Source organism: Cellvibrio mixtus subsp. mixtus J3-8, from assembly GCF_000766945.1.
GTDB lineage: Bacteria > Pseudomonadota > Gammaproteobacteria > Pseudomonadales > Cellvibrionaceae > Cellvibrio > Cellvibrio mixtus_A.
Map to the genome: position 1 here is coordinate 801,474 of NZ_KN266207.1, position 12,369 is coordinate 813,842.

The 12,369-nt window shown below is 46.0% G+C and carries 11 protein-coding genes; 1 reads left to right on the forward strand and 10 read right to left on the reverse strand.

The genetic code is table 11. The annotated features are described in order from the left end of the window. Nucleotides 1-255: 255 nt before the first annotated feature. From A596_RS08500 to A596_RS08520, 5 genes are all read right to left on the reverse strand, one after another. On the reverse strand, nucleotides 256-573 hold the full coding sequence (locus tag A596_RS08500) for a hypothetical protein (protein ID WP_039913704.1): 318 nt from the start codon (nucleotides 571-573) through the stop codon (nucleotides 256-258). Nucleotides 574-639: 66 nt separating this feature from the next. Then, nucleotides 640-1,098 (reverse strand): GNAT family N-acetyltransferase, encoded by a 459-nt coding sequence (locus A596_RS08505; protein WP_039913705.1) that lies wholly within the window; start codon nucleotides 1,096-1,098, stop codon nucleotides 640-642. A gap of 40 nt (nucleotides 1,099-1,138) precedes the next feature. Then, nucleotides 1,139-1,381, reverse strand: coding sequence for a DUF7660 family protein (locus tag A596_RS08510; RefSeq protein ID WP_039913706.1), 243 nt, complete (start codon nucleotides 1,379-1,381; stop codon nucleotides 1,139-1,141). A 56-nt stretch (nucleotides 1,382-1,437) separates the two neighbouring features. Next, nucleotides 1,438-1,764 carry a hypothetical protein gene (locus A596_RS08515; RefSeq protein ID WP_039913708.1) on the reverse strand — a complete coding sequence of 109 codons (327 nt, stop codon included), beginning with the start codon at nucleotides 1,762-1,764 and terminating at the stop codon, nucleotides 1,438-1,440. Between the two features lie 174 nt (nucleotides 1,765-1,938). Beyond that, entirely contained in the window at nucleotides 1,939-2,220 is a 282-nt protein-coding gene (locus A596_RS08520; RefSeq protein ID WP_039913709.1) for a hypothetical protein, read from the reverse strand. 613 nt (nucleotides 2,221-2,833) lie between these two features. Between A596_RS08520 and A596_RS08525 the strand changes: the two genes are divergently transcribed. Next, nucleotides 2,834-4,327: a tryptophan halogenase family protein gene (locus A596_RS08525; RefSeq protein WP_039913711.1), complete on the forward strand. Its 1,494-nt coding sequence runs from the start codon at nucleotides 2,834-2,836 to the stop codon at nucleotides 4,325-4,327. A 12-nt stretch (nucleotides 4,328-4,339) separates the two neighbouring features. On the opposite strand, the gene A596_RS23120 is transcribed toward A596_RS08525, so the two are convergent. From A596_RS23120 to A596_RS08545, 5 genes are all read right to left on the reverse strand, one after another. After that, nucleotides 4,340-4,501: a hypothetical protein gene (locus A596_RS23120; protein WP_160280112.1), complete on the reverse strand. Its 162-nt coding sequence runs from the start codon at nucleotides 4,499-4,501 to the stop codon at nucleotides 4,340-4,342. A 17-nt stretch (nucleotides 4,502-4,518) separates the two neighbouring features. Further along, entirely contained in the window at nucleotides 4,519-5,613 is a 1,095-nt protein-coding gene (locus A596_RS08530) for an NADH:flavin oxidoreductase/NADH oxidase (protein ID WP_039913712.1), read from the reverse strand. 180 nt (nucleotides 5,614-5,793) lie between these two features. Beyond that, nucleotides 5,794-6,693 (reverse strand): LysR family transcriptional regulator, encoded by a 900-nt coding sequence (locus A596_RS08535; RefSeq protein WP_039914496.1) that lies wholly within the window; start codon nucleotides 6,691-6,693, stop codon nucleotides 5,794-5,796. Between the two features lie 575 nt (nucleotides 6,694-7,268). Further along, complete coding sequence (locus A596_RS08540) at nucleotides 7,269-10,754, reverse strand: HEAT repeat domain-containing protein (protein WP_084128154.1); 3,486 nt, start codon at nucleotides 10,752-10,754, stop codon at nucleotides 7,269-7,271. Between the two features lie 150 nt (nucleotides 10,755-10,904). Next, nucleotides 10,905-12,248 carry a multicopper oxidase family protein gene (locus tag A596_RS08545; RefSeq protein WP_039913714.1) on the reverse strand — a complete coding sequence of 448 codons (1,344 nt, stop codon included), beginning with the start codon at nucleotides 12,246-12,248 and terminating at the stop codon, nucleotides 10,905-10,907. Nucleotides 12,249-12,369 lie beyond the last annotated feature (121 nt).

Genomic DNA, 12,369 nt, shown 5'->3' on the forward strand with positions numbered 1-12,369 from the left:
GTGTTTATGGCAGCATGTGGGTAAAGATTTGTCTACGATAAAAGATATTCACGTATCGCGCAACGCTACCATCAAGGGAGGGTTGTGCTTTGTTTTCAGAGTTTCTGGTGTTACAGAATTGTTCGAAATCTTCTGATTTTGCAAGCCTTATTTTTATTTCCTGGCTCTTGCTCATTATTGGCATTCCTTCTGTATCGTGTTAATCGAAATTTACAAGCTGTTCAAACCTTGAAGTGAGCAGGTTGCAGCACCTTTTTATAATTTTTTTAAAACCACATAAACAAACAAAGATAATATGTAAGGCGAAGCAGCACCAAAGAAAAATATACCAAACCATTTATAGTTCCGAATTTCCTGTTGAAACACCTCCAAGTTATAACGCTGCTCTAAATGTGACTTTTTTAATCTCTCTAAAGCATACATTTGTATTGCAATGTATAGAGTTGCAAATATCCCAAAGATGATAAATTTCAAAACACCGCTTAAAGTGGTAAAAAAAACTACCCAAAGCATGAGCATTGAAATAAATCCGATCAGCACACCCAACAAAAATACCTTGTGATGTTGTGACAATCTACGTCCTCTTTTATAACGGTTGCAGCAGTTACGTGTTCTTTTTGGTATCGACTGCTGTGATTGCTAGGTAGGTGTTACCAGCGTAAATTTTAATTTGGGTAACATTCTTTTCTGGGGTTCGCTATAAACCTCTCCAACTTTCAACGCACCTTTCTTTAAATAAAATCCTTCAGCATCAGGGTCAGAGATGACGTAAAAGCTGGGTATCCCTAATGTATTACATTCTGAAAGAATCTGCGCAAATACTAGATTGCCATAACCCTTGCCAATGGCTTTTGGCAATAACCAAAGGTGATCAAGCTCATCACTATCGCCTTTCGCTATGGCGAAAAATCCAATTATTTCTTCGTCTTGCAAAATTAGTTTAACTGTATTGCGAGTAATATACTTTTCTTCAAACCTTAAGTTGGATTTCCATATCTCAAGTTGCTCTTGAGAATAACCCCAATAGCCCTTCGATGCTATTAATATATCTCGAAGAAGCTCGGTATGTTTTGCTTCTGCATCTATAAAGTTGAGCACTTATTTTAACCTGACGCTGAGTTTGGGGGCGATTTGTTATTTATTCATATATTGTTGCTGCCTGCAAAGCGTCGGCAAACAACTGCCAGCTAGGGATATTCGCATTAGTTCCAAGATTTAGGTTTTTATATAGTGCATCAGCACTTTCAAGCCATGCACCTAACGCCTCTAAAAATGCAACAGAAGATTGATTTTCCCATTTACTTGAATCTTCTTCGCTCAAATTCTTGATTAAAGCCAGAAGTTGCTCTTTGCGCTCTATTTTTTTGTATTGAATTTCCATATTTGCCCCAAGTAAAAAATAATGCAGTTCGCTACTGCTACACTTTATTATGCTTTTTATGGAAAGTTAATGTGTTTAATCCAGTCTGGAGCCAAATAACCAACAACACCCCCCAATAGTATTGCCAAAATATAACCCATTGGTGGCGAAGATAATGTAAATGCTGCGACCAAAAAACCTGCAATGCAGAAGAATATTTGCCATGCAGTGGGGTGCTTAAAATCTTTGGGTGATATTTCTGGTGCGGCAACCAACCCCAAAAAGACACCGGTCAATGCAAGTAATGTGCATGATTTGACTGAGTATCCAATGTTCATTCCACCAAAAACAATAAAAGCAAGACCGAGGGTTCCGCATGTGTAGATTACGATTTTAATTTTCATAGTCTTCATATTCTATATAACACTGTATGCAGGCTGCCGAGCACACGAAATGCCGTGTATATATTTACTTGGGAGGCGTGGGCTACGAATGCTTAAAAAGCCAAACCTAAAACCGATATTAGCTGTTTTAGGCATTGGCGCAAATATCATGGAATTACAAAAACACAAATACGCTTATTTCCCATCATCCTTTTTATGAACAACCGCCTGAAACAAATCCCATGCATCAGAGAGCAACAGATGGGCCGCTTGGCATATAGCTGGGTGAGAGTTATCAGGCGAGTCTTGAATGGTCATGCAAGCGATAGTGCCGATTAAATCTTTTGCTGCTGTGAAGCGAAGATTAGCGGCGTCGATAATATCGAAGCGAGATGCCAGGGTATTTAAGAATAAAACCTCACCAGTGCCGAAGTTGCTGGAGAGGGGTTTGAACGGGTTTTGATCGGTGTTTTCCATGTGTAATGCTCCCTGAGTTAAAGAAGCTGCCACGATTGTCGCCAAACAATTGAAGGGTGGCAGCTGCACGCAGGTTGGCGAACCGGAACTCAAGAACCCGGCAGACCCGAAGGTCTCCCACGTACAGCTACCATAGATCAGATTGCAGACGAAAAAAAAGCGCCTGTAACATGGTAGGGCGCTTATGCGCCTTGAGTTAATCGGGTCGCCAAACCCAAGTTGCGGATTGTGCCGCAACGAGGTGTACTTTAGCTCATGCGGTTGTGCAAATTCAAGTTCAAATAAAAAGGCTTAATGTTTGTGCATTCAAGTTCTTTATTTGATAACTCGCAGTGATCTTTTAAAAGATGAAAATTAATTCCCCAATAACCTTGCCTTGTAACCAGTAGAGTAGGCAAATCCACTAGTATGCAATAGCTAATATCTATGACCTTTAGCTGTACATAACCCCTGTTCCTGCTAACACTAGCGCACGCAATTGTGAGCTGTTAATGTGGTTTCATCCTGATCGGATTAATTAAAAGGGTGAGTAATAAATTATTCCTCACAGCTATAGCGTTGCAAATTAAAAAATCTTAATAAAAACACGCTCTGGATTTGGACCTGACAAAATATGACTACACCCATTAAAAAAATCGTAATTGCCGGTGGGGGAACTGCAGGCTGGATGGCTGCTGCCACTGTTTCACATCACCTTGGATCGGTATTGGATATACGGTTGATTGAGTCGGAAGAAATTGGAACGGTGGGCGTTGGTGAGGCAACTGTTCCGCCTATGCAGGCATTCCATAAGTTATTAAATATTGATGAGCAGGAATTTTTGCGGGCTACCCAAGGCACGTTCAAATTGGGAATCAATTTTGAAAACTGGGGGCAAAAGGGCGATCAATATATCCATTCCTTCGGAATAACTGGCAAAGAATTGTGGATGGCCGATTTTGTTCACTTTTGGTTAAAAGCAAAGGGAATGGGGTTGGAAAATGATTACGGGGATTTTTGTTTTGAATTACAAGCGGCTCGAATGGGAAAGTTTGCGATCACGGAAAATCCGCGCACTAATTATGCTTATCATTTTAATGCATCGCTCTATGCAAAATTTTTGCGCAAATACAGTGAGGCTCGTGGTGTAAAGCGCACTGAAGGCAAGATTGTCGAGGTTGCAACGCACAATGAAAATGGCTTTATTAAAAGCGTGACCCTGGCATCAGGCGAAGTGGTGGACGGGGATTTCTTTATTGATTGTACCGGCTTTCGCGGTTTGTTGATCGAGCAAACCCTGCGCACGGGTTATGAAGATTGGTCGCACTGGTTACTGAACGATAGTGCAATTGCAGCACAAACTAAAAACCCGTTGCCCGCATTGCCATACACTCGCGCTGTTGCGTATCAAGCAGGGTGGCAGTGGCATATTCCGTTACAAAGTCGTATCGGTACCGGTTTTGTCTATTGCAGTAAATATATTTCTGATGAAGAAGCCAGAAAAACATTTTTCGATAACTTGCCGGGCGAATTAATTAATGAGCCCCATGTATTGAAGTTTAAAACTGGCCGCCGCAAACAGAGCTGGAACAAAAATTGTGTTGCGCTGGGTTTATCGAGCGGATTTATTGAACCGTTGGAATCTACCAGTATTCATTTGATTATGAACAGCGCGCTGCGACTGGTGAGATTTTTCCCCAGCAACGGCATTAAAGAATCCAATGTGGCTGAATACAATGAGCAAACAAAAACCGAGATCGAGCGTATTCGTGATTTTGTGATATTGCATTATAAGGCAACTATACGGGACGACACGCCATATTGGCGTTATTGCAGGGATATGGATGTACCGGATACGCTCGCTCATCGCATTAAACTATTCAGGGAAACGGCGATAGCCTATAAAGCGGAGGGTGAAATTTTCCAGCTGGATTCCTGGTCACAGGTTATGATCGGGCAACGAATAATTCCTGAGGATTATCACCAATATGTTGATGCAATGAATCATCAGGATCTGTGCAAATATATGCAGGATTTTTCGGCCGATATCAAAAGGCGCGCAATGAAATTACCCAGTCATGAAGATTTTGTACAGCAGTATTGCGCGGAAGATCAAATGCAAATGTAATACCCGTTTCAGTTAGCCCGGGGTAATTGTTCCTAAACCCGGGTGGTAGGCGGTGATGGCAATTGACCTGATGTTAATCCTTGTGCAGCCAAAGTAGAAAGACTGCATAAAATTATCGTTGATAACAAACACAATAAAAAACTGCGGGCGTTCAGCCAGCAGTTTTTTGTGCATCACCTTAACCAGGTCAATCAGGTTCTGTAACGCTCAAGCCAATGCGCATAAGGCGCAGGTAATACCCAGGCTGGCTTCTCAACACCCAGTTCGCGCGCGGCGAGATAAGGCCAATGCGGATTTGCCAGATGCGGGCGGCCAATCATTACCAAATCCAATTGTTTATTGGCGACGGCTGCTTCTGCTAATGCGGGTGTACTAAAACCCCATGCCGATGACACCGGCAAGCCGGTTGCGTTGCGAACTTTTTCTGCGATGGGCGCAAGAAATGCAGGTGCCCAGGGGATGTTGGCATCTGGCGTGGAGAAGCCAATGCTCACGCTCAACATATCAAGGCCGTTAGCGCGGAATTGTTTTACCAGCTCAATGGATTCAGCGAGTGTTTCTTCATCGCGGCCATCGTACTCAATAACACCAAAGCGCGCCGTTAGCGGCAGATTTGCTGGCCATACACTGCGTGCAGCGGCAAGTGTTTCCAATAAAAAACGGCTGCGGTTTTCAAGGCTGCCGCCGTATTCGTCGGTGCGTTTATTAGCGTGTTTGGAGAAAAAACTTTGCGCTAAATAACCGTGGGCAAAATGCAATTCCAACCATTCAAATCCGGCTTCGCGAGCGCGGCGTGCGGCGGCGGAGAAATCGGCACACACACGTTTGATATCGATGATGCTCATTTCACGTGGGGTTTTATCCAAATCACCACCAAAGGCAACGGCAGACGGAGAAATAGTTTCCCAGCCGCGCGGATCACCCGCAGGAATATGGTCATCACCTTCCCATGGACGATTGGCACTGGCTTTGCGACCCGCATGGGCGATCTGGATTCCTGGAACGGCGCCCGCTTTTTTAATGGCACTGGCAATTTGTTTAAGACCTTCGATGTGCTCATCACTCCACAACCCTAAACAACCGGGGGAGATGCGGCCATCGGGCGATACCGCGGTAGCTTCCACAATCACCACACCAGCACCACCGCGTGCAATGCTGCTGTAATGCGCAAGGTGCCAGTCGTTACTGAAACCGTCGGTAGCCATGTATTGGCACATTGGTGGCACGGCAATGCGATTGCGTAATTCAACATCCTTTAATTTGAAGCGGGTAAAGAGTTCTGACATGTAAGTCTCCAGAGGAAAACGGCTTTTACTACATTCGTAGATTCGTAGATTCGTGGAATGCAGAGTAACCGCTCTTCTGGTATATAAATATTTCTATTTTCTTATGGTTGCCATCATGAAATTTTATATCAGGGGATTGGCAGTGAACTCCTGCGGCAATGCATGCAAGAAGAGAAGCGCTTAATCGGTAATAAATAATTCAAACAACAGATCGCGCACCCAGCGGTGTGCGGGGTCTTTGTGGGTTCGCTCATGCCAGGCAGCAATCAGGGCGAAGCCTTCAACGGGCAGGGGAGTTTCCTGCATCACCAATCCATCAAGGTGCTCAACCAAGCGCTTGGGGACAACAGCAATTAAATCGCTGGCGCGGACAATATTGGTCATCACCAAAAAGGATTTCACGGAAAGCATCACTTGCCGCTCGCGCCCGATTTTTTCCAGCGCCTCATCCGTAGCGCCGCTAAAACAACCACCGTTATAGGAAAACAGTGCATGCTCAAGACCGCAAAATTCGTCGAGCGATAGCGGTGCTTTTGCGGCGGGATGTCCATCGCGCATCACACAGACATATTCTTCGTCGAACAAACGGCGTGCGTGTAAATTGGGCGGACTATTTTGCGGGCTAAGCAAAACCAATTCGATATCGCCACGCTCAAGTTGTGCATGCAATTGCAAGTTTTCAATGGGCAATAATGCCACCCGAATATTCGGCGCGCGCTTTTTGAGTTCCAGCACAAATGGAACTGCCACTGCTTGCAAAGCGTAATCGGTGGCCGCAATGGATAACGTCATCCGCGCTGTGAACGGATCAAACTCAGCAGGCGTCAGCAGCATCGCAATTTCGGCCAATACCTGTTTAACCGGCCCGGCCAATTCAAGCGCGCGCTGGGTGGGAACAATCCCGCGCTGCGAGCGCACAAAAAGGGGGTCGTTAAAACTTTCCCGCAACCGCGTCAACATTCCACTCATCGCGGGTTGTGTCAGCGAAAGCCGCTCCGCTGCGCGCGTCACGCTGCGTTCATCCAATAAGGCATCAAGTGCTTTCAACAAATTTAAATCGATATTTTTGATGTCGCGCATTATGTTCAAACTCCGCGAATAGGTGTTGCCAGTATGCACCACTTGCACTGCTGGTTTCACCAGACCTCATGTAATTACCATTGGCAGTTTAGTTGTGGAGTAGGGAAGATTGAATTTCGAAAACCTCTTCAGGAGCGATTACACCGCGCAATTTGGGTAATCGTTGCTCAATTATGTTGAAACCAAATTTTTCAAAGAAGGGCTGTACTGTGAGTTAGGCGCTGGCGAAAATATCAGTGTCTTACAAAAATACAAATAGGCTATTCATCATCCTTTTTATGAACAACTGTCTGAAACAAATCCCACGCATCCGATAGCAGCAGATGAGCCGCTTGGCATATAGCAGGGGGGAGTTATCAGGTGAGTCTTGAATATTCATGCAGGCGATTAAGAATAAAACCTCGCCGGTGCCGGAATTGCTTGAGAGAAGTTTGAACGGTTGCGGATGGCCGCAACGAGGCGTACTTTAGCTTATGCGGTTGTGCAAATTCAAGCTCAAACAAAAAGGCTTAAACGCAAATAACGTTTAAGCCTTTTATTGGGGAAGGTACAAAAAAGTGGAGCTAACTTAAAAATTAATGCCCCTCATGAACCTCTTCTTTCAGTGTGGAAAGGTAAGCAACCAGATCCCGTAATTCAGCTTTGGTTAAACCCAATCCCATCGGCGGCATTGGCGAAATTCCACCGAATTCCAGTTTCTCGATATTACTGCGCTGGATCGTTTGCGCTTTATTATTGGCTGTGACTGTGACATCGTTTTTGGTTTCTGCATCAAACGAACCTTCAATCCGCTCACCAGTTTTCAACACGACTGTTACTCGACCAAAACCGGGGGCGATACGTGCAGCAGGTGCAACCAGTGCTTCTACCATTTGCTCCGGAGTGATGCGTGTGGCGATGGTGGTTAAATCCGGACCCACTTTATTACCGCGCGATCCCACCATATGGCAACGTACACATTGTGTTGAGTTGCTGTAGCGGAAGAGGGCAACGCCTTTTTCTGCATCGCCGCCATAAATCGCTTCGCGATAGGTATCGAGCGGATTATTTTTGTCTTTCTTGCCTTCATAATCCGCGAGTAATTGTTTTAACTCGGGCGAGCCAATTTGTTCTGCGGCAGTTACTAATTCCAGCTGAACTTGCGGTGCAATTTTTCCTTCAATTAATTGCGTCATTTGCTCGCGGAAAACAGCTTCGGCTTCCGGTGCTTTTAGGTTGGCGAGTGAGAGCAAGGCAGCTTGTTGTTCAAAGGCGGTGCCGTTTTTAATTAATAAGCTATGCATCTCTACTACTTGCGCTACGGGCATATTTAATTCCGGGACCAATGCCAGGCCAGCCATACGCACAGATTGTTCTTTATCTCTTAACGCGGTAAATACCAAATCGCCAATTTTTTGGTGATTGAATTTTTTCAGAGTGTGTAATGCAGCAATACGCACATTTGCATCTTTGTCTGATCTGAGCATTGCAATCAATTGTGAGTTTGCATCTTGCAGTGTTAATTCGCCTAACGCGGCGATAGTTGCTTTGCGTACCTCGCTGCTATTATCGCCCAACAATTGTTTGTAACCGGTTTTCAATGCATCAATAGCTTCTGATTTTGGATGAGATAGTGGACCGCGATAAACACCGCTTACCCGATCATAAACGGAACCATTTGCCCAAACTGAAACAGCCTGGATGGCCTCTGCACGCAAGTTACCGGAAATTTTTGGTTGTTGCGCAAAACGAATCAAGCGCGCGGCATTTTCTTCACTATCATCGGCATAGACGTTGGCATTAATAGTGCGACGCAACAGTGCTTCATTGGTGAAAGCGGGTTTATCCAGCAGCGCGGCGAGCGCGGGCAGGGCATCCTTCACCAATTCATCATCGCTAATTGAACGCGCTGCGTTGGTAACTACGTATTCGCTTTTATCGGTGAGGAATTTTGCGAGCAGCGGGCTGGTTAGTTTTTTCAATGCGACAACGGCAGCAATCCGCACGGCTTCCGATGAATGCGTGGAGAGTTCACCCAATACTTTTTGATCGCCAATGCGTGCTAATGCGATAGCACCCGCCTGGCGCAGGTAAACATCGTTATCCTCGTTGGCTTCCAGCATTTTGATGATGGGTTGAGTGGCTTCTTTAGCACTCATTCTTCCCAATGCTTGTGTTGCATAGAGTTGCACACGCGGGTTTTTATCGGCGAGCAAAAGTATCAGTTGATCAATTCCGGCAGCCATTTTGGCATCGCCCAACACTTTAGCGGATTGCGCGCGAATTTCTGCATCGCTGTCTTGCAATAAATTAATCAACACGGCATTACCCGCAGGGTTCTTGCGCAGGATTTGCCCCAAACCCCAGATTGCATGGATGCGTGCTAATTGGTGTGGCGATGTAACGGCGACTTCTTGCAGTGTTTTAACCTGATGCTGTTCTGCCAACACAAATTGTGCTTTCTGGCGTACACGCATATCGGCGTGATTTAACAGGGCAACCAATTGTTCCGTTGTGCGCGCACGTAAATCGTCGCCGAGTATTTTTTTGGTTTCGTCGCGCTCGGGGTTGCTACCATCAACGGTATCCATTTTCCATACGCGGCCTTTTTGTTTTAAGCCCCAGCCTTCAATCCAGTCACTAAAATACAGTGCGCCATCAGGACCGAAATCCAGGCCGGTGGCGAGCACACCGCGCATCATATTTTCATCGCTGGCCAATTCAAACGATGCACCGTTGGGTTTTAAGGTAAATGCATTAATACCGGCGCGTGTTGCAGAGCCGACAAATTCGACGACGAAGAAATGGTCTTTCCATTTATCACTTAAACCCGTGCCGGGATGATAGGTCATACCGGTTGGGCCCGCATGATAAGGTGCTACCGGTGGTAATACGTGCGCAGCCTGGTCTTTAAAGCGCGGCTTGTAATAATCTTCATCCATCCAGATTTTGTAGCTGTTATTTTTGGGATCTTTGTATTTTCCCAACTGCCAGTTGGTTCGCCAGCCAGTGTCAGAACCTTCGATCAAATGCACAACGCGCTCGTATTCACCAACGTGATCGCCATCGTTATCCACGCTGATAAAGTTACCATATTTATCAAATGCAAATTCATAAATATTGCGCAAGCCTGCGGCAAATACTTCAAAGTTAGTGCCATCAATTTCGCTGCGAACAATCACTCCTTGATTGGGATAATGCCATTGGGTGCCATATTGATCGGTAACACTGGTGCCGATATCACCCATACTGTAATAGAGCATTCCATCGGGCCCGAGTGTTGCGCCGGAAAGGCCGTGGCCGCTGAATCCAATGTGCACACCAAAACCGTTAGCGAGTGAGGTTTGTGCATCCAGGTAACCATCGCCGTTGGTATCTTTTAACCGCCAGAAGTCCGGGGCGATGTTAATAAATAATTCATCAAGCAGATCGTGATAGAACAATCCGCCAATCACATCGGTTACTTCATTGTGAAAATCATTAATCGCTGTTTGTGCGAGATCCGCTTTACCTGAACCTTGTGTATCCTCGAGGCGGATTACTTTTTCGGTCATTACTGCCAGATCGCGCCAATCGTGGCTACCATCGTTATTGCGGTCCGGAATTTTTTCATTTTGTGCACTTTTTTCCGGTGCGAGTTCGGTGTGTAAAAATGTGCGTCGGTCTTCAATCGTTGAAAAAGTCATCGATGCATTTTCCCATTCGGGAACGCTGCGAATATCGAATTCGGAATTGTTGCTGCGCTGGGTAATGCCAGCCCAAACACGGCCTTTGTCATCTACGTGGATTGCAACTGTATCGCCCAACATTTTTTCTGATGCCCACAACTCGGTTTTAAGGCCTTCGGCAGTAGTGATGGGAACTTGTTGTTCAATCGCTTGTGCATCGGCCTTTGCTTCGTCGGGTGTGAGGCGGATAATTTCAATGGCGATGCTGCTCGAGGATGAACTGACACTGGCAGCAGTCGATGCTTCAGGAGCCGGTGCAGTTTTTTCCCCACATGCGCCCAAAAATAAAAACGCAATGACAATTGGAGAAAGTGCAAAACGGGAAAAGTAAGGGCGTATCGGGGCTGGGGTCATGGTCTGCTCACAACGATTATGATTATTAGCGGCGCAATGCCTACTTATGGTCGTTGTGAATTATAGGGGAATAGTCATGCTCCAGCGCCAGGATTGACGCTGCTGAACATTTATTAACACTTGCACTGGACAATCCTTGTCCGGCCTGGATTAAACAGGAATTCCGTTGGGGATTTCACTGACTTTTCTGGCTTGTGTACCGTCAGGTGCGGCATAGAGATCTGCTTGTGCACCGAGTTGGTCGCGCACACGGATCATGGAAAACATTCCACCCATTTCCAATTTTCCGTAACGACCTTCACCCATCATCATCGGTAAGGTATTTTCCGGGCCGGGCATATGGCCCATATCGGTGTGCTCCTGATGTTCCGCCATTCCGCTTTCACCCATTGCCATATAATTCGGCAACACTTTATTCAGTTGCGCTTCCGGTTGTTTTACGCCGAGCATATTAGGCACGCCGTGACCCATGGCATTCATGGTGTGATGGCTCATATGGCAATGAAAAACCCAATCGCCGGGAACCGCTGTAAATTCAATATCGCGTGTTTGGCCGACACCGACAATTTCTGTGACTTCCTTGCGCCATTGGTTTTGCGGCCAGCGGCCTCCATCGGAACCGGTAACTTCAAATTGCACACCGTGCAAATGCATCGGGTGATTCCACATCGATAAATTACCAATGCGGATGCGCACGCGTTCACCCGTTTGTGCAACCATGGACTCAATGGCCGGAAATACTTTGCTATTCATTGTCCACAAATCAAATTCCGTCATCACGCTCGGGTCCGGCCGATAAGTTCCCGGATGGACCGCCCAGTTGTGCAACAACACGGCATAATCGCGATCAATAGTTGGCGTCAAGGGCTCTTTGGGATGGATAATAAACATGCCCATCATTCCCATCGCCATTTGCACCATTTCATCCGCGTGCGGGTGATACATGTGTGTGCCATGTTGCTGCAAGGTAAATTCGTACACAAATGTTTCGCCGGGTTTTATTGGTGGTTGCGTTAAACCGGTGACGCCATCCATTCCCCAGGGCAATAAAATCCCATGCCAGTGAATGCTCGTATGTTCAGGTAATTTATTGGTGACATAAATGCGCACATGATCGCCTTCAACTGCCTCAATCGTTGGCCCGGGAGTGGTGCCATTGTAACCCCAGGCTTTTATTTTGGTTCCTGTGGCAAATTCGTGTTCGATTTCTTCTGCAATCAAATGAAATTCTTTTACGCCGTCATTCAACCGATAGGGCAGGGTTCGTCCGTTGGGCGTGATAACAGGTAAGTAACCTTGCTCTGTACGTATCGGTTTTTCGGTACTAACGGCAGGAATATTTTTAGTGGTTTTAACTACTTTTTTGGCATTGTGTTGATGATGCGAATGATCGGACGTTTGATGCGAACTGTGATCCTGCTGTGCACGCAACGGCAAACTGGCCGCGACCAAACCAACCGCGCTACCTACCAATAAATTGCGACGATTAATCATGATGATGCTCCTGGTGTTTGCTGTGGTCGTGAGGGAAATTGGTTTTTTCTTCTGGTGAATCTCGTCCATGATCCATTTTGGAGTGATCCATTTTGGAGTGATCCATTTTGGAGTGATCCAT

What these genes read in the sequence shown, in the direction of transcription:
- A596_RS08510 (WP_039913706.1), bottom strand. Translation starts at nt 1,381, where the DNA reads ATGGAAATTCAATACAAAAAAATAGAGCGCAAAGAGCAACTTCTGGCT.
- A596_RS08515 (WP_039913708.1), bottom strand. Translation starts at nt 1,764, where the DNA reads ATGAAAATTAAAATCGTAATCTACACATGCGGAACCCTCGGTCTTGCT.
- A596_RS08520 (WP_039913709.1), bottom strand. Translation starts at nt 2,220, where the DNA reads ATGGAAAACACCGATCAAAACCCGTTCAAACCCCTCTCCAGCAACTTC.
- A596_RS08525 (WP_039913711.1), top strand. Translation starts at nt 2,834, where the DNA reads ATGACTACACCCATTAAAAAAATCGTAATTGCCGGTGGGGGAACTGCA.
- A596_RS23120 (WP_160280112.1), bottom strand. Translation starts at nt 4,501, where the DNA reads ATGCACAAAAAACTGCTGGCTGAACGCCCGCAGTTTTTTATTGTGTTT.
- A596_RS08530 (WP_039913712.1), bottom strand. Translation starts at nt 5,613, where the DNA reads ATGTCAGAACTCTTTACCCGCTTCAAATTAAAGGATGTTGAATTACGC.
- A596_RS08535 (WP_039914496.1), bottom strand. Translation starts at nt 6,693, where the DNA reads ATGCGCGACATCAAAAATATCGATTTAAATTTGTTGAAAGCACTTGAT.
- A596_RS08540 (WP_084128154.1), bottom strand. Translation starts at nt 10,754, where the DNA reads ATGACCCCAGCCCCGATACGCCCTTACTTTTCCCGTTTTGCACTTTCT.
- A596_RS08545 (WP_039913714.1), bottom strand. Translation starts at nt 12,248, where the DNA reads ATGATTAATCGTCGCAATTTATTGGTAGGTAGCGCGGTTGGTTTGGTC.